This is a genomic window from Chryseomicrobium sp. FSL W7-1435 (assembly GCF_038595005.1).
Lineage (GTDB): Bacteria > Bacillota > Bacilli > Bacillales_A > Planococcaceae > Chryseomicrobium.
Map to the genome: position 1 here is coordinate 286,326 of NZ_CP151997.1, position 26,045 is coordinate 312,370.

Here is a 26,045-nt window from a genome sequence, read left to right on the forward strand (position 1 = left end):
TTACTCCTCTGTATCTTCTGACTCTACTGCATCAATCGGGATGTCGAGAATTCGACTATCAATCGCATTGACGAAGTACTCTTCCATTGTACCATCTGCTAGCTGAACCTTCACGGCCCATGTTGGTGAAAATACCTGCGTTTCCCCAAGCTGCGCCAGTGTGGAATAGCCAAGGCTAACTTCTGTGACTTCCGACTGCGGAAGCAAGAGTGACCGGTTGTATAGTACTTCAATGGCACTCATATAGGTGATCAAACTGCGTTCTTCGTTATAATCTTCTAGGTTCTCTAGGTAGGTTTGGGTGAAGCTGGTCACTTCATTGTTGTCATTCCAACGCACCAAGATATAGGCACGGGAATTGTGATAGACACTACGCTCATTCACTTGTTGGAACAGAAGCGCGGTCTTGGTTTCTGGGTCCGTTGACCACATCTTGTACTCTTCGCCTTGGTAGGCATGCTCTTGCGCAATAGCTTCTAATGACATCTCATCTGTCACAGCTACCGGTTCACGCAACACGCCTTCTAAAACACCTTGGGTCTGAGAAGTGGCACTGACGTTTTCAAGCGCGTTCATCTCTTCCAGGGAAAAGTTATGCACGGTTCCCGATACGTAAGCCACTGAGCTTGGCAAGTTGGTCAACCGCGGAACCGTGATGGAATCGGCCGTCAGTTGGTCTTCAATGGAAGCAGACCCTTCTAGCGTGCTCTGGAGTCCAATGGATTCGTTGTAGCGGTCTACATAGAGAGACATCAAGAAAATATTCAAGATGGAGAACACGACGATAAAAATAGTTTTGGTTCTACTCCAATCCAATCGCGCCACCTCCTGAAAGTTCCGGCACTATGCGCACCCATGTCTCGCCGACTTGATAATACCAATAAGGCTCTAGTGTCAAAATCGGTTGTGCCGGGTCACGTCGAATGAAATACCCCGGTTTGATGTCGGTCACCAGGTTCATATCGACCGTTCCTTGTGTAGCCAAATAATCATAAATGAATTGCCCTGATGGCAACTGCTTGCGTGTCGTGCGGAAAGGTGACGATTGATTAAGCGTATAGTACGGGCGAATGTACCGATACACTTGGTCTAGTCCCCAGTACTGCGTCATATCGGTCGCCATCGTGTCACTGAACACTGGCAAGCCTTTCAAGTGCATCTGGAAGTTGATTTGCTGACCGCGTGCGTTGATGCGGCTCAAGCGGTAATCGTCTGTCCAGCCTTCATGTTCATTCACAAATTCGATACTGTCCATAACAAGTGTTGCGGAGTCGCCTGGCAGCTCCGTTTCTGAAGCCGGGTGGACGTAACTGATACGGCGTGGACCGTAATCAATATTCATCAAAGCACTGTCATCTGTATATTGTTGCGACGACGCACCTACCGGGTTGCTGCGCACTAAGTTCGGATTAGTGAACAACGCATTTTTGAACTTCTCTGGTGAGATTTCTTCCATTCCGAATGTGTACTCTTCAAGAGGCACTTGAACGGACGACACATAGAGCGACTGAACATCTTCCCGTACAATTTCATTGAAAATCGGCAAGCGGCGATCCATATCTTCCACACGGTTCAAGAATTCTGCCACATCTGCTTCGAGTACGTCAGAGCGGAAGATGCGCTGAGACACCGTGTTGATAAAGTTGATGTGGAGTTCAACATCGCCTGAACCATTTTCCCAATGAACGATCATGTGATTAAACGAAAAATCGGGAATGGCCTGGTCGTTGAACGGAATAATCTGGCGGAATGTTTGAATCGGAATTTCAGTCGGATAATAGAACACAAGTTGATTGGTGTCCCGTATCAACGCGTCGACCTCTTCAACTGGCGCCTCACTCGTCAGCAGCTGAGGGGAATCTAATGTCCACATCCGCATGATGCCCATGAGTCCGTCCATCTCAGTGGACTGCAGAGAGCCTTTCATAGCTGCCGCACCGCTATAGCTGACTAGCATACGGTACGGTTTGACGATATCGCTTGTGCGCTTCTTCTCTGCAATCGCAATATCGACTATTGGGGTATCTTCAAGCGGTGCATACGGCGGCGTATACGTCCAAATAGAAAACGTCAAAAGGATACTGAGCGCTATGAGGATGACAAGAACGGCACTTTTAACATGTTCAAGATATCTCATTCCCACTCACTCTCCTCTGGCTCGACGTGCAGCGTAAAGAAGATGTTCGTTCCGTAGCCTTCTTCACTTTCCGCCCAAATTTTACCTCCGTGCGCTTCGATCATTTCCCGTGCAATCGCAAGACCCAGTCCTGTGCCACCCATAGAGCGTGCACGCGCTCGGTCCACTCGGTAGAAACGTTCAAAGATCTTGTCGACGTTTTCTTTCGGAATTCCCATACCATCATCTGAAATCATCACTTGCATCATTTCGTCTTTCACCGTGAAACCGAATCGCACTGTCCCACCGTCTGGTGAATACTTCAATGCATTGGAGATGATGTTGTCGATGACCTGCGTCAGCTTATCCGGGTCGATTGCCACGAAGTATTCTTTATCTGGCAACATTCGAGAGAACGAAACATTCTGCGACTTGGACATTTCAAAGCGGTCAATGATGCGGTGGAAGAACTGGTTGAAGTTCACCACTTCGATGTTCAAGTCATAATCGCGACTGTCCATTTTTGATAACTGCAGCAAATCGTTAACGAGGCGAATCATACGTGCCGTCTCTGTCTGCGTGACTTGCAGGAAGTTCGGTGCAATCGTTTCGTCTTTCCAGGCTCCTTCAGCGAGTGCTTCTAAGTAGCTACTCATCGTCGTCAGAGGTGTACGCAGTTCATGCGAAACGTTGGCCACAAACTCGCGACGTTCCATATCAATTTTTTCTTGCTCCGTAACATCATGAAGAACCGCGATGAGTCCATTGACGAAGCCAGTCTCTTTTTGAATGACTGAGAAATTGGCTCGCAAGATGTACGGCATATCATACGTACTGTAATTGAGCGACATGGGGTCTTGCTGATGAATCAAGTCTTCAAAGCTCGTATCGTCTTCAATTAATAAAACAGAAGTAATCGGGCGGTTGAGGACGCTGTCTCGGTTGATATTGAGTAACTCCAGCGCCGGGTCATTGATCAAGATGACGCGCCCTTTGCGGTCAGTCGCAATAACGCCATCGGTCATATTGGAAAGTACAGAGGCGAGCTTTCGCCGTTCGGCATCGGTTGTCGATTGCGCTTCTTGCAAACGGTTGGTCAGATGATTGAAGGCAATGGCCAATTGACCAATTTCATCATCCCCGTAAACCTTAACCTTGCGGGAAAAGTTCCCACGTGCCATTGCTTGCGCTTGTTTCCGCATATCTGAAATCGGATGCGTAATGGTTTGGGCAATAAAAATCCCAAGGATAACTGTTATTCCGAGTGAAACGGCTGTTCCTCCGGCTAAGATCTGATTGATCTCATCCATCTGACTGAACACTTTTTCAATGTCCGATTCCACATACAAGGCACCAATGACGGTTCCTTGAGAAGTAATCGGTGTAGCTAGGATCCAGATACGTTCACGTGACTGTTCATCAAGAGAAATCATGCTCTCTGGATTTTCAGAACTGATCGTCCGGCGAACCAATTCATCAACTGAACGTTGCCCAACGATTGCTTGATTCTCGGAATCAGAAGTTCCGAGAATCTGATAGCGGTCATCGATGACGCGAATTTCATTAATATCAGTGGAATTTAAACCAGCCAAAATAGAACGCAGACTTTGTTCCGTCGTCGCGTCCTCTTCTGTGCGTTCCCGTATTAGTTCTTCGCGCACACTAAATTCCATGAGCCCGACACGTTCAGTGACGGACTCTTGGAAGTTGGTGCGAAACGATTCTTCGAGCTCTCGTACAAAGTACAGCCCGATAATCTGCATCGCGATCATAATAAGTAAAATGTAAATCAACACGATTTTTACGTGTATTGATTTTAGAAAGCCAACTCTATGCATTGCTCCTACTCCTGTTCAGGACTGCGCAGGTAATACCCCACTCCACGGCGTGTGACAATCCAGTTCGGATGACTTGGGTTGTCTTCAATCTTTTCACGCAGGCGACGAATCGTCACGTCTACTGTGCGGACGTCACCGAAGTAATCATAACCCCATACCGTTTGCAGCAAATGTTCACGTGTCATCACTTGACCCGTATGTTTAGCCAAGTAGTGCAGCAGTTCAAATTCACGATGTGTTAGCTCAATAGCGGTGTCGCGCTTCATGACCATATAGGCATCTGGCTGAATCGTTAGTGGCCCAATATGAATGTCGTTCGAGCTGGCTTCCATATCTTCCGCTGGAACAACTTGCGAACGGCGCATGTTGGCTTTAACACGTGCAATCAGTTCTCGTGTTGAGAAAGGCTTGGTGACGTAATCGTCTGCCCCTAACTCAAGGCCGAGCACTTTATCGATTTCCGAGTCTTTAGCAGTTAGCATAATAATCGGGAACTCGTATTTTTTACGCACTTCTCGGCAGACTTCCATACCATCACGCCCAGGTAACATAATATCGAGTAGCATTAAGTCTGGTTGAAAAGCTTCTACTTTTTCAAGCGCTTCGTCGCCATCATAGGCGCACTCCACTTGGTAGCCCTCTTTTTTCAAATTAAACTGCAGAATATCCGCAATCGGTTTTTCGTCGTCAACGACTAGTATCTTCTTATTCATTTCGTTTCTCCTCCATGCTTCGTTCAGACTTGCCCAATTTATCTCATGTTGTATTACCCTTAACAATACCACGCCAGCCTTATTTTCGCATTTTATTTCCCATTCCTGTCGAAAAACGTCGTAATATTTCCCGGGAAATAATTCGAAGATGTGGAAGGCGTTCGCCCAGAAATGCTTCGGGAATCAAGCGTGCACATAGAGGCGTTCTTTGCCTCTGTGGGTGCGATTGATTTTCGAATGTATTTCTAACGCCTGCAACTCGATTGCGTGAAGATGTGGAAGGCGTTCGCCCAGAAATGCTTCGGGAATCAAGCGTGCACATAGAGGCGTTCTTTGCCTCTGTGGGTGCGATTGAGCGATCGTTCTACAACAAGTAAACCGATTTCTAGGACAAGTAAGATGATTTCTACAACAAGTAGCGCCTTTTCTAGAACAAGTAAACTGATTTGTAGATCCGAAGTCGTTTTATGGAAACCAATCCAACCCCCACAAAACCTTATTTCCCAAGTTCTTTCTAGAAAGAGCTCTTAATACAAAAACCGCCCAACTCGGGGCGGTTTTCTCTACACTATTATTTCAATACAGACATCGGGTTGATGTGAGTACCGTTTTGAATCACTTCGAAATGAAGATGCGTACCCGTTGAACGGCCTGTATTTCCCATCACACCAATGTTCGTACCTTGTGGGACAGTTTGTCCTACAGACACATTGATAGACGCTAAGTGGCCATACACAGTGCGGTAGCCGTTATTGTGATCAATGATGACACGATTTCCAAGGCCACCCTCCACTCCAGCAGCTACGACAACACCATTGTCAGATGCGAGAATAGCATAACCACTTGGACGGGCAATATCGATTCCTTGGTGCATGCGTCCCCAGCGATGACCCATGTGACTGGAAATGTAGCCTCCTTGAGCAGGCCAAGCAAATGAGCCACTACCACGAGATGGCATTACTTTCGTTCCTTTTAACGTTACTTCATGCTGCACTTGTTTCGTGATTTCTTCCTCAATCATTTCTTTCGACGTCTGGACGCCATTTTCTTTTGTGATGACATAGGTAGCCAGGCGCTCACCGTTTGCGCCTTCTGTCTTCATTTTTGTATCGCCTTTATAGAGCGTATCGGTTTCTTCGACGATTTTATCGAATGCAATTTTCTCTTTGGCTTTCTTTTCATACTGCGCTTCGAAATGAAGAGCCGGCTCTAACACAGTCACCTTTAATTCTTGACCGATTTTCAAAGTGCCGCCTTCTTGTAAACCTTCATTCAATGCCAGCAATTGTTTTGTTGATAGATTATGAGCGCTCGCAATCGATGAAATGACATCGCCTTGTTGGACTGTATAGGTCTCTTGCTTTTCTACACCCGTCAACAAGCGTTCAACTGCATCATCTACTGCTACAACTTCTTCCGGTTTGACAGTCATCGTCGCTCCGAACACATCTTGTTTTACCAGCAAATCTACAATTCGAGTTTCACCCGGTTTTAATTCGGGTAATGTATCAGTAGTAGTTTTTCTAGCTTCCAAAAAGTTGAGCTCTTTTTCCGAAACGTAGTTCAACTTCACTTTTTGAAGAACTTCATTGTAAGCATCTAAATCTTTAACGTAGGCTGCCACCTCGTTATCGATTGAAATGGCGAATGCATTAGCATTCACTTCAATGAGGTCCTCTACTTGTTGCAAAGTAGTGGCGTTATCGGTAGCAGGTGTGAACACTTTCTCTTCAACCACCGAGAAATTGTTGCCAGCTGTTAACGATAGATCTTTAAACTGTGATTTGGAAGCTTCAATTTTTTCTTCCATTAATTCATTGATTTCATTTTTGTCAGAGAGTGCACCAATGTATTGATCCTCTGTATATATATGATAAATTGTTGTCAACTCACTGTCCGCTGTTTCATCAGCGAAGGCAAGATTGACGGACAATCCAGAAAGCAAAATGACGGTTATTGCTGCTTTCTTTACCACATTGGTTTTCTTCCGCGAAAGTCCTTCTGTCGCTAGAACAGGGGTTTCTTCCTTCGATTTATTCCAAAACATGATAAAGCTCCTTCCATTTGTAAAGACACTTCGGCATTTTTCATGCCCTTCTAATTTACCATATTCATTTGTGTTAAGTGACCGAATAGACCTGTTTGTAATCAAAACGTGAAATAGATTCCAGTTCCTACAATTATTTAGGAGTATTTGGTTTTATGCTATGAAATTACGACTATTTTATATTTCAATTATTTCAGTACTTATCTGAATTGCGCGAATTTATACATAAAAAGACAAAAAAATCCTCTTTCCCATTAGTAGAGAAAGAGGATTTCTTACTGATTAACGCCAAACACTTGAAACGATGTTCGTTTGTGTACGATCGGGTCCTACTGAGAAGATTGAGATTTGTACGCCAGTCAACTGCGCGATGCGCTCTAAGTAATGACGGGCATTGTCAGGAAGCTCATCAAGCGATTTGCAGCTCGTGACATCTTCTGACCAACCTGGCATTTCTTCATAAACGGGCTCACATTCTGCCAACATGCGAAGATTCGCTGGGTATTCTGTGATCAATTCTCCGTTGTGACGATAAGCTGTACAGATTTTCACTGTCTCTAGACCGCTCAATACATCAATGGAATTCACAGTTAGATCTGTTAGCCCACTTACGCGACGCGCATGACGAACGACTACTGAATCAAACCAACCAATACGACGTGGACGCCCTGTTGTTGTTCCATATTCTTTCCCGACTTCACGGATCTGGCTTCCCACTTCATCAAACAATTCTGTTGGGAATGGGCCGTCTCCTACACGTGACGTGTATGCTTTACATACCCCAACGACGTGAGAAATCTTAGTCGGTCCGACACCGGCACCGATTGTGACGCCACCTGCTACTGGGTTAGAAGAGGTTACGAATGGATACGTTCCTTGATCGATATCTAACATAACGCCTTGTGCGCCTTCAAATAATACGCGACGTCCTTCATCTAGTGCATCGTTCAATACTTTCGATGTGTCTGTTACATACTTCTCGATTTCTTGTCCATATGCAAAGTATTCTTCTAGAATGTCTTCTAATTTGAAGCCTTCTGTTTCGTAGAACTTTTCAAACATGCGGTTTTTCTCTTTTAAGTTCAGGTCTAGTTTCTCTTTGAATGTCTCGTAGTCTAAAAGGTCAGCCATACGGATTCCTACACGAGCTGCTTTGTCCATGTATGCGGGGCCAATCCCTTTTCCTGTCGTGCCGATTTTATTCGCGCCGCGACGGGTCTCTTCCACTTCGTCTTGCTTCAAGTGGTACGGTAAGATGACGTGTGCACGGTTGGAGATGCGCAAGTTGTCTGTGCTGACACCACGCTCGTGCAATCCTTTTAATTCTTTCACTAATGCTTTTGGATCTACAACCATACCATTACCGATGACTGAGATTTTATCTTTATAAAAGATACCTGATGGGATCAAGTGCAGTTTGTATGTTTCTCCACCGAAAATGATGGTATGTCCTGCGTTATTTCCACCTTGGTAACGTGCGATGACTTCTGAATGCTCTGAAAGAAAGTCTGTGATTTTCCCTTTTCCTTCGTCTCCCCATTGGGTTCCTACAACTACGACTGATGGCATATGATCAGCACCTCCGCTAGACACTCTGTGTCCTATTTCAAACAGTATTAGTGTATCAGCGTGAGCCGATTCCGTCAACTAAAAACACAATAAAAAACGAACATCTTTTTTATTCGAATACAGAATGTTCGTGTTTAGGTACTGATTATTTCTAAAAACTCACGATTTTAAAGTTTATCTGTACTAATCTTCTCCGATAGTCAAAGTCACGCCGCGTTTCTCCTGCTCCCCGTCCATTATCATAATGTATGCCACATTTTCTTCCTGCCACTCTATACCCATAGACGGGTTTGCATACCCATTTTTAGGCATATACAGCATGCTCATGTCTTTTATCTCTTGTTCCCAACGTCCGTAGTACACTTCATACGGTTCGTCTCCTCCGTGATCGATAATCTCTACACGATAGTCTCCCTTAGGCGATACGCTCTCCATTCCCGTAGAAGAAATCTCTACTACTGTACTCTGTTGCGGAGCCAATGTGAAAAAGGCAAAAACTCCGATGATGCTTAAACTGATGAAAATGACGACGGCAAACAGACAACCCATCAAACTTTTCATTGCGTCCACTCCTTCTCGTTTGTAACTATACGTTCGACCCTCTAAAAAGTTACAAAAAAAGCCCCCTACAGTTAGGAGGCTGGCGGAGCTGTATGTTGGCTCCAATCAATATTCACGAACTTGTTGAATTCTTTGACAAACGCAAGAGTCACGGTCCCTGTTGGACCATTCCGCTGCTTGGCAATAATGATTTCAATCATGTTCTGATTTTCTGTTTCTTTGTCGTAGTAATCTTCCCGGTAAAGGAACGAGACGATATCGGCATCCTGCTCAATAGAACCCGACTCACGAAGATCGGACATCATCGGACGCTTGTCCTGACGTTGTTCTACACCACGTGATAGCTGGGACAGGGCAATAACCGGTACTTTTAATTCTCGGGCTAAGGCCTTCAAGGAACGAGAGATTTCAGATACTTCTTGCTGACGGTTCTCGCCTTTTCCGCCAGACCCTTGAATCAACTGCAAGTAATCAATCAAAATCATACCCAGTCCATACTCTTGTTTTAGTCGACGGCACTTGGCACGGATCTCTGTGACTCGAATACCTGGTGTGTCGTCAATAAAGATTCCGGCGTTCGAGAGACTTCCCATTGCCATCGTCAGCTTCTTCCAGTCTTCATTCGTAAGAGCCCCTGTACGCAGCACTTGAGCATCGATATTGCCTTCTGCACATAGCATACGCATGACAAGCTGTTCAGCTCCCATCTCAAGACTAAAGATGGCCACGTTCTCATCTGTTTTGGTCGCAACGTTTTGTGCCACGTTTAACGCAAAGGCTGTCTTACCAACCGAAGGACGGGCGGCAACGATGATTAAGTCATTGCGCTGGAAACCTGCTGTGATGCGGTCCAGGTCACGGAAACCTGTCGGCACACCCGTGATGTCTCCTTTGCGAGAATGCAGCTGCTCGATATTGTCATAAGTCTGAACTAAGACATCTTTGATATTTTGAAAGTCTCCTGCATTTTTTCGGCTGGAGACGTCCATCATTTTCTTCTCAGCTTCCGATAAGACGGCGGCCACTTCATCTTCTCGTGTAAAGCCGTCTTCTACGATGCTTGTGGCAACGCGAATCAAGCGACGCAACAGTGCCTTCTCTTCCACAATACGGGCATAGTAGACGATATTGGCGGCTGTTGGTACAGCATTTGCTAGCTCACTCAAATAGGCGATCCCACCGACGTCTTCAAGCTCTCTTTTAGCAGAGAGCTCCTCTGTGACGGTGACAACATCAATCGCCTTCCCTTGATCGCTCAGGCGTATCATGGTGTGGAAAATACGCTGATGCGCTGTTCGGTAGAAATCTTCAGGTACAAGGACCTCTGCCGCCGTGATCAGCGCCTGTGGTTCTAGAAAGATGGCACCGATCACTGATTGTTCAGCTTCATGATTATGGGGGGGAACTCTGTCCATGAACGGCTCGCTCATCTTATTCGCTCCTTACTCTTCTGTTACGTGAACTTTTAATAACGCCGTGACATCTTGGTGTAGTTTCACAGGTACGTTCGTGTAGCCAAGTGTACGAATGGCATCATCAAGCTCCATTTTACGCTTATCAATTTTGAAGCCATGTGTTTTTTCAAGCGCTGTTGCCACTTGTTTAGTTGTCACAGAACCGAATAGACGTCCATCGGCACCTGATTTTGCTTTCAATTCAACCGTTAGTGCTTCGAGCTTTTCTTTTAGAGCTTGAGCATCTGCTAGTTCTTGCGCAATTTGTTTTTCCGTTAATTTCTTTTGTCCTTCTACTGCTGATAATGCAGAAGCTGTTGCTTCTACCGCAAACCCATTTTTCAGTAGGAAGTTATGTGCGTAGCCATCTGCCACATTTTTAATTTCGCCTTTTTTACCTTTACCTTTTACATCTTTTAAAAATACAACTTTCATTGGTCAGTTCCTCCTTGCATAGTTCGATCAATATTTTCTTTCACTTGCTCAATCGCTTGAGCGACCGTGGTATTTTCAAGTAAGGTAGCCGCATTGGTTAAATGCCCGCCTCCCCCTAACTGTTCCATGACGAGTTGGACGTTGACATCTCCTAAGGAGCGGGCGCTGATGCCCACCTTGGACTCGTCACGACGTCCAATGACAAAGGATGCCCGTACGTCGTTCATGGTGAGAAGAATGTCTGCCGTCTGTGCCAGTAGGATCTGGCTATAAAATTCTTCTTCCGGTGCATGCGCGATGGCAATTCCCTCATGATAGAACTCAACAGATTGTATGATTTTAGCGCGCTCTACATACGTATTCAAGTCCTCTTTTAACAAACTCTGGACGAGAACGGTATCCGCTCCATTGGTCCGCAAATAAGAGGCTGCTTCAAACGTACGCGCTCCTGTGCGAAGTGTAAAGCTTTTAGTATCAACCGTGATTCCTGCGAGCATCGATGTCGACTCGAGCATCGTCAGTTTATCGTGCTTCGGCTGGTACTCAATCAATTCTGTCACAAGCTCTGCTGTAGACGACGCATACGGCTCGAGGTACACAAGTAGCGTATTCTCGATAAACTCTTCCCCTCGACGGTGATGGTCGATCACAACGACCTTCTCAGCACGCTGTAATAAGCGATCATCGATCACTAGACTAGGTTTATGCGTGTCAACGACAACTAGGAGTGTTTTATCCGTCATACGGTTCAACGCTTCCTCTGGCGTGATAAAACGTGAGTACAGTGACTCATTTTGTTTGATCTCATGCATCAAACGCAACACACTCTTATCGAGCTCTTGGAAATCTACGACGACAAAGCCGTCAATCTTGTTCATCTCTGCCATTTTACGGACACCGACAGCGGCGCCGATGGAATCCATATCCGGCAACCTGTGACCCATAACAAGTACTTGGTCACTATCTTGAATCAGATCACGCAGTGCGTGTGAGATAACACGAGCCCGGACGCGCGTACGCTTTTCAACAGGATTGGTTTTCCCGCCGTAAAACTTCACTTTTCCATCTGCCTGTTTAATGGCGACTTGGTCACCACCACGGCCCAGTACTAAATCAAGACTGGATTGTGCTAGCCCGCCAAGCTCGACGAGTGATGTAGAGGATGTCCCGACACCTGCACTGAGCGTCACGCCATGACCAAATGTTGCGGTCACATCGCGAATTTCATCTAATATACTAAATTTCGTTTTCTCTAGCGATAATAGGATGGATTCATTTAATACGGCAATAAAGCGGTCGGACGCAATACGTTTTACAAAAATCCCGTACTCGGCACCCCAATGATTGACCGTTGATGTAATCAAACTGTTCAATTGACCACGTACTTGGTCATCCATTCCCTGTGTAATTTCATCATAGTTATCAATAAATAAAATCCCGATGACTGTTCGGTCCCCGTAATACAACGTTTCGATTTCGACCTGTTCGGTTACGTCAAAAAAGTACAGCAGCTTTTCTTCTGGTTTATAGAACACCTTGTAGCTGCTATCTCCCATCTCAATGGTCGAATCGTTGAGGATATCTGAATTCAACACTTCCGGAATTTGGTCCGAAAGCTCGTGGACATTGACACCGATTAATGAGTCCTGTGGCATCTGCTTGGTCATATAGGGATTGGCCCATTCAATGACTTGCGCATCGTTCAGCAAAACGATTCCAATCGGCATCTCAAGTAGCGCTTCTTCCCCCACTTTTTTTAAGCGGTAGGACATGGTTTCTATATGTTTTTCTGTTTCTTGGTACACGCGGTTTTCCGTCACCCATGCATAGCCCGTTATGACAGCTACAAGGAGTCCGAAAAGCACGCCTATCCATAAAGATTGCGACACCAGGATAATCGTCGCAACGACACCTAAAATCGCAAATAAGATGATGCTGTAGCGCATCGGTCGTTTCCGGAAAAAAGTGGCCATGCTGCTCAACTCCTTACTTTTTTGGACTTGCGGCAATGAAAGCACGCAGACGGAAACCTAAATCAATCACACCTAGAATGACGACAATCGAGTAAAACGGCAGGGCCACAATTGTTGTAGCCACCGCTCCCCACTTAGGCCAGCCTTGGTGATGGAAGTAGAAATGAATTAGAGAAATCCCTTGTAAAAACAGTAATGCCCGGAAGACAAAGACGGCATTCACAATCACCATTTCTCCAAACGACCCTGCTTCAAATGTAGCAAGTAGAGATAACAGCGATACGATTAAATAATACCATATCACCGCACGAGGTAATTGAAAATGACGAAACGCCGTAAAGCGTGGTACAGGTACTTTTAGTTTACGCAAAATCGGCAGGGCTAAAGCAACGTAGAGCCAAGCTGTCCCAAACATGACGGCAATAAAGTAACCTGGTAATACCAAACTAAATGTTTGTAGGCTAGAGGCGACTATTTCATTGAAGTTGTCAGGCAATTGACCTGCACTTTCCATGATGTCCCCTACTTGGGTATACGTGTCGCGGATCTGCTCAATCATGAGTTCAATGACATTCGCTTCAAACAACACGCGTGCCAACAAGATTTGCATGAGAGACGTCACCATCAAAGTGAGCGCAGTCGCTACAAAAATAAAGACCTTTGATTTACGCTCAGCTAAACCGTCTCCAATGATCCAACCGACAGGTACAATAACTAGGGCAATAAATAAGCCTATGTAGCCCCCGAGTAAAATAGCAATCAACAAGCCAAGAATGGCTAAAAATACAGCATTAATGCGGCTATACTTCGCGCGGAACCAAGCAATTGGCACAACTGCCAGTAGAAGTCCGACGAGGGCAAGCACAGGTAAGTACACGGAAATAAGTAGGAGCAATGTATAGATGGATAACGCACTTAAACCATGTAACCAGATTGATTTTTCTTGTTGCATAGGAACCTTCCTTCTCTCAAGATATCCCTACTATTTTATCATACTGAAGCGTTAAACGCTTTGAACACTCTGGGAACAAAAAAACACAGCAAAGGACGAATCCCTTACTGTGTTTTATTTAAGAAGTTTGAGACTATCTCTCTTCTGTAGTGAATGGTAATAAAGCCATGATACGTGATACTTTGATCGCACGTGTAAGTTTACGTTGGTACTTCGCGCTAGTTCCTGTCACACGACGTGGAAGAATTTTTCCACGTTCAGACACGAATTTTTTCAACAAATCTACATCTTTGTAATCGATGTGAGTGATGTTGTTGCTAGTGAAGTAACAAACTTTACGGCGTCGTTTGCCTCCGCGACGTGGTGCCATATTGGTTGCCTCCTTTTTCGTTATCAAGTAAACCGCATTAGATGCGCACTTTTAGAACGGTAGTTATGTTAACCGTTTTGTGTGTAATCTCTTTCAGAACAACGTATCTTTATATATAACTAAAAAAACTGTGTATTCTTTCGTCTTTTTTATAATTATATATAATGTATATACACGTATTGAAACACCTGCATAAACCCCTAATACCCATTCATACAATAACCCCCAAAAATTAGTCATACAGTTCTCTGTTCTACTCAGCAACCAATGGTTTTAAACGCAAAAAAGCCCCTGGACGATTGTTCAACATAGCAAAATAAAGCTATGAATCAAAATCAGCCCAGAGGCTTAATAAGTTCGTCACCTGCGAAACCTGTAAGGTTTGCAAAAAAGTAAAAAGAAAAGTATATACCCTTATTATAACAAAGGATTAAAGTGCTGGACAGTGAAATAATGATTATTGTTATCTCTTTTTCAGCTCAAAATGAAATATGCCTGCAAGTAATATGAATTTGTCACTTAATAGTTTTCTCTGTCATTTTAATTAGTTCGTGAGGCAAGATTTGCAAAGCTTTAGCAATCGAAAACACAGTATTAATGGTAGGTTTTCTTTTACCTCTTTCTAGTAAGCTTATATATGTTCGATCTAGACTGCTATTATGTGCTAATTCTTCTTGGGACATTTCTGCTTTCTTTCTTACAATTTTTAATACTTCACCGAATGCTTTTTCAATATCCATGAATTATCCCTACAATCGTTTTTACCTCATGATTGGAGAATTGCAGCACTTAGTCTACGGACTATAGTCTTCGCGGATTTTGAAAAAACTCTTACTGTTATAGACTTTGATACATTACTATTTTAAAACTCAAAACAAAATTTAAACGGCAACTTCTTTAAATTTAGAAGTTGCCGTTTAAATCTTTCCACTGTTTTTATAATACACAGTTTTATTAATCTTTATTGTTTGATGAATACTTGTTTCTTAGAATCTCATTTGCAATCCAAGATGTTCCCTTATGTCCAAAAATCGGATCATCCAAATCTATTTTGAAGGCTATAGATCTTGAAATTAATTCAATTTCTGACTCTGTAATATTTTTATTTCGGATTTTTGAAAAGTATTCTAAATCATCTTTTAATCTTTTACGTACACGATCCCTTTCTCTTGAGAATTTTAAATCCATTACATTTCACCTCCGTCACTTTAATTCGAAAATATTAAATCATTAATCTAAAGATTTATGACATTAGAAATTACTTAGCGAATATTTTTTTCTTTTTATTTTTAAGAATATTTCGAACTTTATTGTATACTATAGTCATCAGCATTGCTACTACTCAAATTAAATTGAAATTTTAATTTAACTACACCTTATGGTGAGAGGGAGGAAAAAATGATAAGCATATACACAATTATAAGTGAAGCCAGAATTCCAGATCAGCTCAAACTATATTTTAACGATAGTAACGCTATTAAAGAGTTCTTGGACGAAGAAAAAATCAGGATTCTTGAAGAAGTCACAACATACTTTTATTCTATTTATACTTTTGATACCCCTCAGTATTGTGCTGCAGTTGTTTCTGCTTTTAAAAGAAGTAAAGATGTTGATTCATTTTATTCCTTACTTAAGGGAGTGATTGAATTAGATTTACAACTCACTTCAAAGAAGAGAATCGCGAGTAGTAGTGATGAGTATCTTTTCATAAGCAGAAATTCTATAAACACTGTTTTTAAAGACGCCACAGTATTATTAATTGAAAGTATAGAGAAACTTTCAATTAATAATACTGTCAATCTCCCTTTAATCTATGCTTACTTGGGGAAGATAGATTTAATTTTGAGTTACACTAATGAATCTCACTTCATAAAATTAAAAGAAACAGCTGAGTATATCATTTCTGAATGTAATCAAGCGTCGAATACAATATAGCTAATTATCGATTATAGTAAATGATATTTAAATTATCCACAGCCAAAAATATTAAACTACAAAGCCCTACAGACCAAGAATTACAAGTCTGCAGGGCTTCCTTTTTTGAATCAATCTTGTATGCAAATAATATAGTTATTTTAAAAGGTCTTGAGTAAAGCCCTGCTTTCAGCACACCTTTTATTAAATATCATAACGTAGTTTAAAAGAGTAGCCCTTTATTAAACAAGTACAAAATATAAATAATAAAATTGTTTAAAAAGCGTAATTTTTTAATCAGCATAGGCTTTTTTAGAACTTTAAGTTAAAGTGACTTCTCATAATTTATCATATGTTAACTTACCAAGTAAAAAAGAGCTCAAAATGAGCTCTTTTCATTTAGCAACCAGCCGGTACCCCGACCATGACCAGACCTGATTGTTCTCCTTGTTTTTCAAAATCCAATGTTAAGCCCTCTGCTAAATCTTTTGCTTCAGGGGCAACCGCCATCCGGATGCCGTTGATGTCCAATACTTCATCCATCGCTTCCGGTGCATCCAGCGACATGCCGATCTGCGGTCCGCAGCACCCAGCTACTGTGTGAATCCGCATACCTTCGGCTTTTTGTTCTTCCAGAATGGATTGAATGTATTGTTTGGCTTCATTTGTAATCATCATAGGTGGTATCTCTCCTTTTGAGTTTATGTGCGCTTTAATTTTGTCACTTGTTAGGCGTTCGGAAAAATTCGTTGAAGAGATTCTTTCAGTGCCGGTTTCACATTGATTTTCTCACGAACGGATTTCGCCTGTGCTTCCGCTTCTTCGATGCTGTCGGCTTTGCTAAGTGCCAAAAGCGTACCGATCGCCACGGTGCCGGTCCGGTTGCTGCCGCCTGCACAGTGGAAATAAATTTTCTTGTCGTCGTTATAGGCGTCTACCACTTGGTCAATCGCTTTTTTAACCGATTCATCTTGCTGTTCATCGGAATCGTCGACAATCGGGCTATGGATCCGAAGGTATTCGTACTCCCCTTCGGTCACTTCTGCCCGCAAGTCCACGACGACATTGATTTGTTCTCTGTCTACAGCTTCCTTTGCATCGGCCGCACCGCCAATAAAAATGCGGTCCTTGACCAATTCCTGATAATCGTTGCTCATCCTCTAACCACCTTTCTAAATTGGCCCTATCGCTTTAAAAATAATCGTATATCAAACTTTACTATCTATAAAATGAATTCTTTCAATTGGGTATAGCCAATTTTCTCTTCTTGCAGCCATGGAATGATAGCAGAATTTATCGCCAGCTCTTCATTGACTTTCTTGATCCACTTTTTCTCAGCATGTGCCCGCCCTTTTAAAACCGGGTCTGTCGTATCCGTAGCGCTTAGGCTCTGGTTGATGACCCACCATTTCGGTTCGATCTGGGCACGTTTCAAGTCTTCCTGGAGCCTTGATGCCTCCAACACCGGTGTCGCTTCCGCCAGCGTGACGATAACGACGCCGGTTTCTTCCGGATTGCGCAAACGGGGAAGAAGTTTCTTCACGTTCTCCGGCACGTCCCCGGTCGAACGGCTCATTTCTTTGTGGTAAGCTTCCGTCGAATCCAGCAACAACAGTGTATGGCCGGTCGGAGCCGTATCGATGACGACAATCTCGTTCTCCGATTTCTCGACGACTGCCGCAAATGCTTGGAATAACGCAATCTCTTCCGTACAAGGCGATTCCAGATCTTCTTGCAGATAAGCCAATTCTTCTTCGGTCAGTCCGGTTCCGGCATTGGCCAGAACCGTTTGTTTGTAGCGCGCGACTTCAATTTCCGGATTGATGCTGCTGATGGACAGGTTGTCGCGTGTCTCGCTGCCCGCAAATGTATACGCCAGATGGGCTGCCGGGTCGGTCGTGGTCAAGTGGACGCGATGCCCTTTTTCGGACAAGCCCACCGCGATAGCTGACGCAATCGAGGTTTTGCCTACGCCGCCTTTGCCCATGGTAAAGATGACACGGGTGTTTTTCTCCGAGAAATCTTCAATCACTTGGTTCAAACCCGGAAGGGCTAACGCTTCTTCGTTTGCATCTTCCACTTCGAAATTCGTCATGCTATAAGAGCTGAACAGGTGACGCAGGTTCTCCACGCCCGTCAGGGAATACGAAACGAACGGCAGCGCGAACGTCATGACTTGTTTCAAGGCTTCCGGCGTTTCCTGCAACGCTTGTCGCTGTCGGTTGTAAAATGCGCTCGATACCGCATCTTCCGGCTGGTGCGTCTGCAGCAGTCCATTCACAATCAGCAACTGGTTCCGAATGCCGATTTCCTTTAATTCGGCCGAAGCCCGGTCCGCTTCAAGCAGCGATGAATTATCGGGGCGCGCAATCAACAGTAGCGTCGTCTTTTCCCGGTCGGAGAGGGAGGCAACCGCTTTGGCATACATCTCTTTCTTTCCTTCTAACCCGGCCAGCGGCCCCAAGCAAGAAGCCCCATGTGTGCTTTCATTCAGGAACCCACTCCATGCCGTCGGCAGCTGCAACAGCCGCAAGGTATGACCGGTTGGTGCGGTATCAAACAAGACATGATCGTATTGCGTCAAGATGGTTTCGTCCGCCAACAGGTGTGAAAATTCATCAAAAGCCGCAATCTCTACGGTGCAAGCGCCGGACAACTGCTCTTCCATGGTCGCCAACACCGTGTCCGGAAGTTTTCCACGGTAAGGGCCAACCACGTTTTCCTTGTAAGCTCGTGCCGACTCTTCCGGATCGATGTTGCACGCCGATAGGTTGGGAACGTTTGGAATGGCCATCGGCTCATTCGTCAATGCCACTTCCAATACGTCTTGTAGATTGGATGCGGGGTCAGTGCTGACCAGCAACACTTTCTTCCCTTGGTCGGCAAGTGCCACAGCCGTGGCACAAGCTGTCGACGTTTTGCCGACACCGCCTTTTCCGGTAAAGAACAGGAATGGAGTCAAGGGCATCTTTTTCGGATTGAACAGTGAATACATGTGCTTCTCTCCTTTAGTTGCCAAAATTAACGGACACGCGAACCCGTGGCTTTTCCTGCAGTTCGGCTGGTGCGGTTTCGGACCATTCAGCCAGTTCTTCGTTTGTCGGATACTCCGCCACTTTGACGACTTCCCCGTCTACCAGCACTAGCGGAAGGGATTCCGGCCCTTTGTCAACCAACACTTGATTGACGACTTGATTCTCTACAAAAGCACTTGGATCGTTCGTCAAATTGTAACGGGTAATGTTAAAGCCCTTTTTCTCCAGCGAATAAACCGCAGAAGCGATGCGGGTTAAATCAGGGTCCACAACAGGACCGCAGACGCCTGTCGAACAGCACATGGCCGGGTCAAAGATTTCAATTTTTTTCATGTCAAATTCCTCCATTATAATATGCTAATGTTCTATTGAGAAAGAAAGCCGGACACAAGGTCACGGCTCTTTTTTACTTTCCTGTTTCAGCGAATTGACGGATGCGTTCTCCGATTTCATCACGGACGTTTTGGAAGACGGTCCATTTTTCTTCTTCTGTGCCTTCTGCTTTTGCTGGATCTACGAAACCCCAGTGATCGCGCTTTACATGAGGAGGCGTCATCGGACACTTGTCTGCAGCATCGCCGCAAAGCGTGACGACAAAGTCGGCATTGTTCAGGATGTCCATGTCAATCATGTCCGACGTTTGATTGGAAATGTCGATGTCCACTTCATTCATCGCCTTCACCGCGTTCGGATTTAGTCCGTGCGCTTCAATCCCGGCACTCAATACTTGCCATTCGTCTCCAAGAATTTCTTTCCCCCAGCCTTCCGCCATTTGGCTTCGGCATGAGTTGCCTGTGCAGAGGAAATACAATGTTTTTTTCGTCATGATAAAAACTCCTTTTCGAATTCACTATTTTTTCTAGAGAATCAATAACCATAGATACAGCCCGATAAGCGTTGACAGAAGCACCGGCACCGTCAGGATAATCCCGACCTTGAAATACGTGCCCCAGGAGATTTTCACGCCTTTCAATGACAACACATGGAGCCACAGCAACGTGGCCAGGGAACCGATCGGCGTGATTTTCGGCCCTAGATCCGATCCGATGATGTTCGCATAAATGAGTGCTTCCCGGATGGTTCCAGACGTTTGCGTCTCGGAAATGGCGAGCGCGTTGATCATTACGGTTGGCATATTGTTCATCACCGATGACAAAATGGCCGCAATAAAGCCCATCGAAATCGTGGCGACAAACAAGCCTTGCTCTGCCGCAACTTGGATGACGTCCGCCAAAACACTCGTCAAGCCGACATTGCGGAGTCCGTACACTACGACATACATGCCGAGTGAGAAAAAGACGATGTTCCACGGCGCACCGCGCAAAATGATCCGCGTCCGGACTGCCGGACTTTTCTGCGCCATCAGCAAAAAGAAGATGGCGATGATGCCCACGACAATCGAAACCGGAACACCGATGAATTCACTGGAGAAATACCCCACAAGCAGAATCGCTAGAACAAACCACGAAAGTCTGAACATCTTGTGGTCTTTGATGGCATCGTTCGGTTTCTTTAAGTTTGTCACATCGTAATCTTTCGGAATATCCTTTCGGAAGAACAAATACAGCACGAGGATACTGGACACTAACGCAAACAGGTTCGGCACAATCATCCGGGACGCGTATTCCACAAATCCGATGCCGAAAAAGTCAGCCGAGACAATGTTCACCAGGTTACTGACGACCAACGGCAAGGACGTCGTATCGGCAATGAACCCACTGGCCATGATAAACGGAAAAATCATCTTCTCCGAAAAGTTCAAGTTCCGGACCATCGCCAGCACAATCGGCGTCAGTATGAGTGCGGCCCCGTCATTCGCAAACAACGCCGCCACAAAGGCACCGAGGATGCTGACAAAAATAAACATGCGCACGCCGTTCCCTTTGGCGATCCGCGCCATGTGAAGCGCCGACCACTCGAAGAGGCCGATTTCATCCAAAATCAACGAAATGATGATGATGGCGATAAAAGCAAGTGTGGCATTCCACACAATTCCAAATACATCTTGTACATCTTGAAAATCAACGACTCCAACCAGCAAAGCAAGTACTGCACCGCCAATGGCTGACCACCCAATCGAAAGATTCCGTGGCTGCCAGATGACGAGTACCAGTGTGAGGAGGAAGATTACGGATGCTAAAATTCCTTGTATCATTTACTTCCCTCCACTATTCACAACTGATTCTGAGTCCTTGTTTTTCCAATTCACGAATTCTTTCATCCTGGCTTGGAATAAATTCCATGATGTTCAGCACCATTTCATACATGTCGCTTTCTTTATTCAGCGAGTAGAAAATCCACTGACCTTTCCGATTTTCCTTCACCAACCCGACATCCCGGAGTTTCCTTAGATGCTGGCTGATGGCTGATTGGCTGATGCCGAAAATCTCCACAAATTCGCAGACGCAGCACTCGTTCTGTTCCAACAGCTTCATCATCGAAAGCCTGGTTTTATCCCCTAAGAGCTTTAAGACCATGCTGGCTTTCTCGATTTCAATTTCCTTCGCTTTTACTTCCATCTGTTTTTTCACCTCTTCACTTTACTGACATTCTGTCATCTCGTTGATTCATTTATATATTATTTCTAAACCGTTTACAGCATATCAGCATATGCTTATATGTTCAAGTGCTTTTTCTTGTTTTTGCTATAAAATATGCTGCATAGAGTATGGGTTTAAACTAAAAAAAGAAAGACTGACTGCAAGCAATCCGTCTTCCCATTTATTTTCCTTCTATATAAATAGTATGGGTTCAGCTAATACTTCCGATAACGCTTCAGGCAAACTGCTATTGGAGATTTTTCGCTGTATTGGTTTTCCTTAATGAGAGCAATACTTGAGAAACGAGTGCTAACATGGGCAATTCAATCAGTGGTCCGATGACCAAGGCTAACGCGATCAGCGGTTGATTGGGAAAAGCGATGACAGCGATCGCTAACGAAACGGGAGAATTGCGCGCAATGATGGTAAGGCTTAGACTCACTGTATCTTCATACGAAAATTTCATGGCTTTCCCTACAGTCTGGGCAAGCACGAAGTTAATAATGAAGAAAAGTAACACCGGTATGATTAATACAGAAATGACCTCAAGATTATTGATTAAATAATTTCCTTGTGACGCGAACATGGCCATAATTGCTAAAGACAAGAAGATGATTTGTGCAGCAGCGAAAAAGGGAACCAACTTCTTATTTAAGAAGACTTCTTTCTTCCTCAAGACATAACGAGTCAAATGGGCAAGAGCGAAAGGAATCACCAGCACCAGGACGATACTTTCGCTGATGGTCGCTAGCGGGATTGGTTCAATCGTGCCGGCAAAAATGAACAAATAGACAGGCAGAAGCACAACCTGAAGAATCAAATTGATCGGCAAGACAGACGCGGACAAGGGCACATTCCCTTTGGCAATGGAAGTGAACATCAAATACCAGTCGGTACAAGGGGTTACCATGAGCATGATGAACCCGATCCACAGTGCTGGATGGTCCGCAAGGAAAATTGCCCCCAGTGCCCATGCCACTAGAGGCGTCCAGACAAAGTTGATGATGGTGTTGGTATTAAAAAATTTCCGATTCTTAAAAGCATCTCTAAGATGCTGCAATGGAATGGTTAGAAATAATCCATAAAGCATCAGCAGTAAAAATGGAACGATAAAAGACTCAGCGTGCGTTTCAAAAAAAGCAACCTGTCCCAGTAGAAGTCCGATCCCTACTGCCGATAAAATGATAACAGTTTGAAACTTTTCGAATACGTTCATGATGGCACTCCTTTACGGAAAGAGAAAACTAACTATATGAGCGACTGCCTATTAAGATTAACTAAGTCAAAAAAATTAAGCCAGCACTTTAACACACAAAAGAGAGAAGAGAAGCTTTGGGCAGCTTCTTCTCTCTCTTCGTATATAGGCAGCTTCCGATAAGTTATGATATGTAAACTGATTATTTGAGGAAATTTTATTTTATTCCGTTCTTTTAAACTAAACACTTTACAAATCCCATTGTATATTATAATATTCAACTATTCAATTGATTACTTTAATAGATAGGAGGTGTTTTTTTGGAACCAAGAGATTTTAAAGATTTTGTATTTGGCCATTTCGCCAAAATATCTAAAGCTCTTTCAAGCCCAAGGCGTTTTGAAATCCTCGACTATTTGTCCCATGCACCGAAAACAGTCGAGAAATTAGCTAAGGAAACGAATATGTCCGTAGCCAACACATCACAACACCTTCAATCATTGCTGGAAGCCAAGCTTGTTAAGTTCACTAAAGAGAAGAATTTTGTTTATTATTCTTTGGCAGACGATCAAGTGGTCGAAGCTCTACGTGCCATCCGCAATTTAGCTGAAACACGTTCTCCCGATATCGAATATCAGAGGAAAGAATATATTGAAAGAAACGATCAAGTGAAAGTGGTGGAACTGGAAAGCATGCTGCAGGAACTACAGGATGGAGAAGCCATTCTGATAGATGTCAGACCTGAAGAAGAATATGATACACAGCATATTTTAGGAGCCGTGTCCATTCCCCTTCACGAGTTAGAAAATCGTATTTCTTCCCTTCCGCAAGATAAAAAAATCATTGCATATTGCCGCGGACCCTATTGCCTTTTTGCTACGCAAGCCGTTGAAGTTCTAAACTCATATGGCTATGAAGCGTACCGCATCGAAGAAGGCGTCAATGAAATGAAAAACTCGGATTATATCCAGTAAATTTTAAGGAGGAATTTTACATGTTATTTCGTCAATATTTGCATACCGAACCAGTAGCAGCATCCTATTTATTTGGGTGCGGAAGTCAATCACAGGGAGTAGTTGTAGATCCACTTGAAGACCAGGTAGATGTTTACGTGGATGAAGCCCAGAGATTGGGCTTGAATATTGTTTATGTCATTGATACACACCTTCACGCTGATCATGTATCAGGTGCAAGAAAATTAGCTGAAAAAACAGGGGCAAAATATGTGCTTCATTCTTCCGCTGAGACAAATTACGATTATTTATCGGTAGAAGACGGAGACGAATTATTTGCCGGAAACACAAAACTCACATTCTTGCATACGCCAGGGCATACACCCGAACACATTTCTATCGTTGTTTCAGATACACGCAGAGCAGATGAACCCTGGTTTATCTTAACCGGACACACCTTAATGGTTGGAGATGCAGGTAGAACTGAATTGGCGGTGTCTGTTGAAGAAGGAGCAAAAGATTTGTATCAAAGCATCCAAAAAATCACTCGATTAGAAGACCATATTGAATTGTATCCAGGAGCATTTTCAGGATCAGTTTGCGGACGTGGTTTAAGCGGCAAACCTTCTTCCACTATTGGATTTGAAAAACGTTACAATGAAGCGTTGAAATTCGATAATGAGAAGGAGTTTGTTGACTTTATGACAACGAATGTACCGCCACAGCCAGAAGGTTTTAAAGAGATGAGAAAAAATAATCAAGGGAAATAATATTGAGGAGAACCTCTTTTCTGGTTCTCCTTTTTTTGGAGGTAAATAGTTTGAGCAAAGTGCAAATTGGAATTAAAGAAAATTTACTGAATTTCATACTTTTGGTTGTAACCAACTTCTTTGTCGGATCCATGGTTGGCTTAGAAAGAACCCTTCTTCCTATCATCGGTGAAGAAGATTTTGGTTTAGTATCTACAAGTGCAGCCTTATCCTTTATCATCAGTTTTGGGTTTTCAAAGGCGATTGTGAACTATTTTGCAGGAGCAATCGCTGATCGGTTTGGAAGAAGGAAAGTCTTGCTGATTGGTTGGGGTGTGGGCTTGCTAGTGCCGTTAATGGTTATCTTCGCAAGCTCATGGTGGATGATTGTAGTCGCGAACATTTTCTTGGGTATTAATCAGGGGCTTACATGGTCCATGACTGTGAACATGAAAATCGATCTGGCGAAGCCCACTCAAAGAGGACTTGCGGTAGGTTTCAATGAGTTTGCAGGCTATACCGGGGTAGCGGTAATGGCGGCAGTTTCCGGTTTTGTAGCTACGAGTTACTCGAACCGGCCAGAACCCTTTTATATAGGAATTGGAATCGTAGTAATCGGCTTTATTTTATCGCTGATTGTAAAAGATACTGAATCACACATTAAACTACAAGCTAGCTCTTCTAATAAAAACCCTGCCGTTTCAGCAATAGAAGTCTTCAAAAATACGACATTCAAAGATAAAAATCTTTCTACCCTCACATTTTCAGGATTGAGCACCAATCTTAAGGATGGGATGGCTTGGGGACTCTTCCCGATTTTCTTTGCAAGCGTTGGCTTGAATTTAGCACAAATCGGGCTGCTGGTTGCTATTTACCCCGCCTCATGGGGACTTTTTCAACTGTTCACGGGAGTACTAAGCGACAAAATAGGAAGAAAAGGATTGATTGTAGGTGGTATGTGGCTTCAAGCCATTTCATTATGGATGATTCTTGTTGTAAATGAATATAGTCTGTGGATAGTTGCAGCCGTCTTGTTAGGTCTCGGAACAGCAATGGTTTATCCGACATTGCAAGCTTCAATAAGTGATGTAGCTGATCCGTCGTGGAGAGCTTCATCAATGGGAGTTTATCGTTTCTGGAGAGATAGCGGATATGCCTTTGGCGCATTATTTGCAGGCGTACTGACGGATTTACTGAATGTGAATTGGGCTATCGGATTAGTCGCTTTTTTGCCACTGAGTGCAGGTATACTAGCGGCAGTAAGGTTACGTGAAACCTTGCCCACCTTAGCCAAAGGCAATTAAAAATCTTCATCGTAATTAAATTAAAAATAAGCTCGATATTATTGAGCTTATTTTTTATGCCTTCATTTATCTCAGGTTAGTTTGAGTGATGTAAAATATAATTCGTTCCATTTAACTTCCTGTTATATATCTTAGCCTAAATCTCCTGGACTATTAAAACTTCATTTTAGTTATTCTTTCCAATACATCATCGTACATTTAAAATCGATTCATGCCATTATGAATCGTTTGTAAAAGTACACTTTCACTCACAAAAAGCGAGAAAATAAGCTTGAACTAGCCAATTTTCTCCCTCTCTATTTATGCAGCTTCCGATAATCTTATGGT

26 protein-coding genes are annotated in these 26,045 nt (G+C 43.8%); 4 read left to right on the top strand and 22 right to left on the bottom strand.

Translation table 11 applies throughout. The features are described 5' to 3' along the window. The 14 genes from yycI to MKY84_RS01680 all read right to left on the bottom strand — a co-directional run bounded on the left by yycI (nt 1) and on the right by MKY84_RS01680 (nt 15,216). A complete protein-coding gene (gene yycI, locus MKY84_RS01615; RefSeq protein WP_342527333.1) occupies nt 1-816 on the bottom strand; it encodes a two-component system regulatory protein YycI in 816 nt (271 codons plus the stop codon). Beyond that, a complete protein-coding gene (gene yycH, locus MKY84_RS01620; RefSeq protein ID WP_342527334.1) occupies nt 803-2,137 on the bottom strand; it encodes a two-component system activity regulator YycH in 1,335 nt (444 codons plus the stop codon). The genes yycI and yycH overlap by 14 nt, the downstream gene beginning before the upstream one ends. After that, nucleotides 2,134-3,954, bottom strand: a complete 1,821-nt coding sequence (gene walK / locus MKY84_RS01625) for a cell wall metabolism sensor histidine kinase WalK (protein ID WP_342527336.1) — start codon at nt 3,952-3,954, stop codon at nt 2,134-2,136. Before walK ends, yycH begins: the two co-directional genes overlap by 4 nt. A 5-nt stretch (nt 3,955-3,959) precedes the next feature. Beyond that, nucleotides 3,960-4,667: a response regulator YycF gene (yycF, locus tag MKY84_RS01630; protein ID WP_342527337.1), complete on the bottom strand. Its 708-nt coding sequence runs from the start codon at nt 4,665-4,667 to the stop codon at nt 3,960-3,962. Between the two features lie 571 nt (nt 4,668-5,238). Further along, nucleotides 5,239-6,714: a M23 family metallopeptidase gene (locus MKY84_RS01635; protein WP_342527338.1), complete on the bottom strand. Its 1,476-nt coding sequence runs from the start codon at nt 6,712-6,714 to the stop codon at nt 5,239-5,241. A 282-nt stretch (nt 6,715-6,996) separates the two neighbouring features. Further along, nucleotides 6,997-8,283, bottom strand: a complete 1,287-nt coding sequence (locus MKY84_RS01640) for an adenylosuccinate synthase (RefSeq protein ID WP_342527339.1) — start codon at nt 8,281-8,283, stop codon at nt 6,997-6,999. Nucleotides 8,284-8,466: 183 nt separating this feature from the next. Then, a complete protein-coding gene (locus tag MKY84_RS01645; protein ID WP_342527341.1) occupies nt 8,467-8,844 on the bottom strand; it encodes a hypothetical protein in 378 nt (125 codons plus the stop codon). 71 nt (nt 8,845-8,915) lie between these two features. Further along, nucleotides 8,916-10,274, bottom strand: coding sequence for a replicative DNA helicase (gene dnaB, locus MKY84_RS01650; protein WP_342527342.1), 1,359 nt, complete (start codon nt 10,272-10,274; stop codon nt 8,916-8,918). A gap of 12 nt (nt 10,275-10,286) precedes the next feature. Further along, on the bottom strand, nt 10,287-10,733 hold the full coding sequence (rplI, locus tag MKY84_RS01655; protein WP_342527343.1) for a 50S ribosomal protein L9: 447 nt from the start codon (nt 10,731-10,733) through the stop codon (nt 10,287-10,289). Continuing rightward, on the bottom strand, nt 10,730-12,706 hold the full coding sequence (locus tag MKY84_RS01660; RefSeq protein ID WP_342527344.1) for a DHH family phosphoesterase: 1,977 nt from the start codon (nt 12,704-12,706) through the stop codon (nt 10,730-10,732). Before MKY84_RS01660 ends, rplI begins: the two co-directional genes overlap by 4 nt. 13 nt (nt 12,707-12,719) lie before the next feature. Beyond that, nucleotides 12,720-13,658 (bottom strand): DUF2232 domain-containing protein, encoded by a 939-nt coding sequence (locus MKY84_RS01665; RefSeq protein WP_342527345.1) that lies wholly within the window; start codon nt 13,656-13,658, stop codon nt 12,720-12,722. Between the two features lie 133 nt (nt 13,659-13,791). Beyond that, nucleotides 13,792-14,028 carry a 30S ribosomal protein S18 gene (rpsR, locus tag MKY84_RS01670; protein ID WP_342527346.1) on the bottom strand — a complete coding sequence of 79 codons (237 nt, stop codon included), beginning with the start codon at nt 14,026-14,028 and terminating at the stop codon, nt 13,792-13,794. Between the two features lie 515 nt (nt 14,029-14,543). Then, nucleotides 14,544-14,768, bottom strand: a complete 225-nt coding sequence (locus MKY84_RS01675) for a helix-turn-helix transcriptional regulator (protein WP_342527347.1) — start codon at nt 14,766-14,768, stop codon at nt 14,544-14,546. A gap of 214 nt (nt 14,769-14,982) precedes the next feature. Then, nucleotides 14,983-15,216 (bottom strand): hypothetical protein, encoded by a 234-nt coding sequence (locus MKY84_RS01680; RefSeq protein ID WP_342527348.1) that lies wholly within the window; start codon nt 15,214-15,216, stop codon nt 14,983-14,985. 210 nt (nt 15,217-15,426) lie between these two features. Between MKY84_RS01680 and MKY84_RS01685 the strand changes: the two genes are divergently transcribed. Continuing rightward, complete coding sequence (locus MKY84_RS01685) at nt 15,427-15,963, top strand: hypothetical protein (RefSeq protein ID WP_282020915.1); 537 nt, start codon at nt 15,427-15,429, stop codon at nt 15,961-15,963. Between the two features lie 378 nt (nt 15,964-16,341). Here MKY84_RS01685 and MKY84_RS01690 read toward each other — a convergent pair whose 3' ends face one another. The 8 genes from MKY84_RS01690 to MKY84_RS01725 all read right to left on the bottom strand — a co-directional run bounded on the left by MKY84_RS01690 (nt 16,342) and on the right by MKY84_RS01725 (nt 22,733). Beyond that, entirely contained in the window at nt 16,342-16,620 is a 279-nt protein-coding gene (locus MKY84_RS01690) for an iron-sulfur cluster biosynthesis family protein (RefSeq protein ID WP_342527351.1), read from the bottom strand. A 50-nt stretch (nt 16,621-16,670) separates the two neighbouring features. Next, the gene (locus MKY84_RS01695) at nt 16,671-17,099 is read right to left on the bottom strand and encodes a dual specificity protein phosphatase family protein (RefSeq protein WP_342527352.1); all 429 of its coding nucleotides are present in this window, start codon (nt 17,097-17,099) and stop codon (nt 16,671-16,673) included. Nucleotides 17,100-17,164: 65 nt separating this feature from the next. Beyond that, a complete protein-coding gene (arsA, locus tag MKY84_RS01700; protein WP_342527353.1) occupies nt 17,165-18,937 on the bottom strand; it encodes an arsenical pump-driving ATPase in 1,773 nt (590 codons plus the stop codon). A gap of 13 nt (nt 18,938-18,950) precedes the next feature. Next, nucleotides 18,951-19,310, bottom strand: coding sequence for an arsenite efflux transporter metallochaperone ArsD (gene arsD / locus MKY84_RS01705; RefSeq protein WP_342527354.1), 360 nt, complete (start codon nt 19,308-19,310; stop codon nt 18,951-18,953). Between the two features lie 73 nt (nt 19,311-19,383). Next, the gene (gene arsC / locus MKY84_RS01710; RefSeq protein ID WP_342527356.1) at nt 19,384-19,803 is read right to left on the bottom strand and encodes an arsenate reductase (thioredoxin); all 420 of its coding nucleotides are present in this window, start codon (nt 19,801-19,803) and stop codon (nt 19,384-19,386) included. 33 nt (nt 19,804-19,836) lie between these two features. Then, nucleotides 19,837-21,132 (bottom strand): arsenic transporter, encoded by a 1,296-nt coding sequence (locus tag MKY84_RS01715; RefSeq protein WP_342527358.1) that lies wholly within the window; start codon nt 21,130-21,132, stop codon nt 19,837-19,839. A gap of 13 nt (nt 21,133-21,145) precedes the next feature. After that, the gene (locus MKY84_RS01720; RefSeq protein WP_101803159.1) at nt 21,146-21,496 is read right to left on the bottom strand and encodes a metalloregulator ArsR/SmtB family transcription factor; all 351 of its coding nucleotides are present in this window, start codon (nt 21,494-21,496) and stop codon (nt 21,146-21,148) included. Nucleotides 21,497-21,764: 268 nt separating this feature from the next. After that, nucleotides 21,765-22,733: an arsenic resistance protein gene (locus tag MKY84_RS01725; protein WP_342527360.1), complete on the bottom strand. Its 969-nt coding sequence runs from the start codon at nt 22,731-22,733 to the stop codon at nt 21,765-21,767. Nucleotides 22,734-23,032: 299 nt separating this feature from the next. On the opposite strand from MKY84_RS01725, the gene MKY84_RS01730 reads away from it, so the two are divergent. From MKY84_RS01730 to MKY84_RS01740, 3 genes are read left to right on the top strand one after another with little or no spacing between them, the layout of a single operon-like run. After that, nucleotides 23,033-23,686 (top strand): metalloregulator ArsR/SmtB family transcription factor, encoded by a 654-nt coding sequence (locus MKY84_RS01730; RefSeq protein ID WP_342527361.1) that lies wholly within the window; start codon nt 23,033-23,035, stop codon nt 23,684-23,686. A gap of 20 nt (nt 23,687-23,706) precedes the next feature. Then, the gene (locus MKY84_RS01735) at nt 23,707-24,435 is read left to right on the top strand and encodes an MBL fold metallo-hydrolase (RefSeq protein WP_342527362.1); all 729 of its coding nucleotides are present in this window, start codon (nt 23,707-23,709) and stop codon (nt 24,433-24,435) included. Nucleotides 24,436-24,485: 50 nt separating this feature from the next. Next, nucleotides 24,486-25,718, top strand: coding sequence for an MFS transporter (locus MKY84_RS01740; protein WP_342527363.1), 1,233 nt, complete (start codon nt 24,486-24,488; stop codon nt 25,716-25,718). The last annotated feature ends 327 nt before the right edge of the window (nt 25,719-26,045 follow it).

Coding starts and splice junctions, on each gene's coding strand:
- yycH (WP_342527334.1), bottom strand. CDS start 2,137: ATGAGATATCTTGAACATGTTAAAAGTGCCGTTCTTGTCATCCTCATA.
- MKY84_RS01715 (WP_342527358.1), bottom strand. CDS start 21,132: ATGATACAAGGAATTTTAGCATCCGTAATCTTCCTCCTCACACTGGTA.
- MKY84_RS01665 (WP_342527345.1), bottom strand. CDS start 13,658: ATGCAACAAGAAAAATCAATCTGGTTACATGGTTTAAGTGCGTTATCC.
- MKY84_RS01680 (WP_342527348.1), bottom strand. CDS start 15,216: ATGGATTTAAAATTCTCAAGAGAAAGGGATCGTGTACGTAAAAGATTA.
- MKY84_RS01720 (WP_101803159.1), bottom strand. CDS start 21,496: ATGGAAGTAAAAGCGAAGGAAATTGAAATCGAGAAAGCCAGCATGGTC.
- arsA (WP_342527353.1), bottom strand. CDS start 18,937: ATGTATTCACTGTTCAATCCGAAAAAGATGCCCTTGACTCCATTCCTG.
- MKY84_RS01635 (WP_342527338.1), bottom strand. CDS start 6,714: ATGTTTTGGAATAAATCGAAGGAAGAAACCCCTGTTCTAGCGACAGAA.
- dnaB (WP_342527342.1), bottom strand. CDS start 10,274: ATGAGCGAGCCGTTCATGGACAGAGTTCCCCCCCATAATCATGAAGCT.
- yycF (WP_342527337.1), bottom strand. CDS start 4,667: ATGAATAAGAAGATACTAGTCGTTGACGACGAAAAACCGATTGCGGAT.
- MKY84_RS01645 (WP_342527341.1), bottom strand. CDS start 8,844: ATGAAAAGTTTGATGGGTTGTCTGTTTGCCGTCGTCATTTTCATCAGT.
- MKY84_RS01735 (WP_342527362.1), top strand. CDS start 23,707: ATGTTATTTCGTCAATATTTGCATACCGAACCAGTAGCAGCATCCTAT.
- rpsR (WP_342527346.1), bottom strand. CDS start 14,028: ATGGCACCACGTCGCGGAGGCAAACGACGCCGTAAAGTTTGTTACTTC.
- arsD (WP_342527354.1), bottom strand. CDS start 19,310: ATGAAAAAAATTGAAATCTTTGACCCGGCCATGTGCTGTTCGACAGGC.
- MKY84_RS01725 (WP_342527360.1), bottom strand. CDS start 22,733: ATGAACGTATTCGAAAAGTTTCAAACTGTTATCATTTTATCGGCAGTA.
- MKY84_RS01690 (WP_342527351.1), bottom strand. CDS start 16,620: ATGATGATTACAAATGAAGCCAAACAATACATTCAATCCATTCTGGAA.
- arsC (WP_342527356.1), bottom strand. CDS start 19,803: ATGACGAAAAAAACATTGTATTTCCTCTGCACAGGCAACTCATGCCGA.
- MKY84_RS01640 (WP_342527339.1), bottom strand. CDS start 8,283: ATGCCATCAGTCGTAGTTGTAGGAACCCAATGGGGAGACGAAGGAAAA.
- MKY84_RS01675 (WP_342527347.1), bottom strand. CDS start 14,768: ATGGATATTGAAAAAGCATTCGGTGAAGTATTAAAAATTGTAAGAAAG.
- MKY84_RS01660 (WP_342527344.1), bottom strand. CDS start 12,706: ATGGCCACTTTTTTCCGGAAACGACCGATGCGCTACAGCATCATCTTA.
- walK (WP_342527336.1), bottom strand. CDS start 3,954: ATGCATAGAGTTGGCTTTCTAAAATCAATACACGTAAAAATCGTGTTG.
- MKY84_RS01695 (WP_342527352.1), bottom strand. CDS start 17,099: ATGAGCAACGATTATCAGGAATTGGTCAAGGACCGCATTTTTATTGGC.
- rplI (WP_342527343.1), bottom strand. CDS start 10,733: ATGAAAGTTGTATTTTTAAAAGATGTAAAAGGTAAAGGTAAAAAAGGC.
- MKY84_RS01685 (WP_282020915.1), top strand. CDS start 15,427: ATGATAAGCATATACACAATTATAAGTGAAGCCAGAATTCCAGATCAG.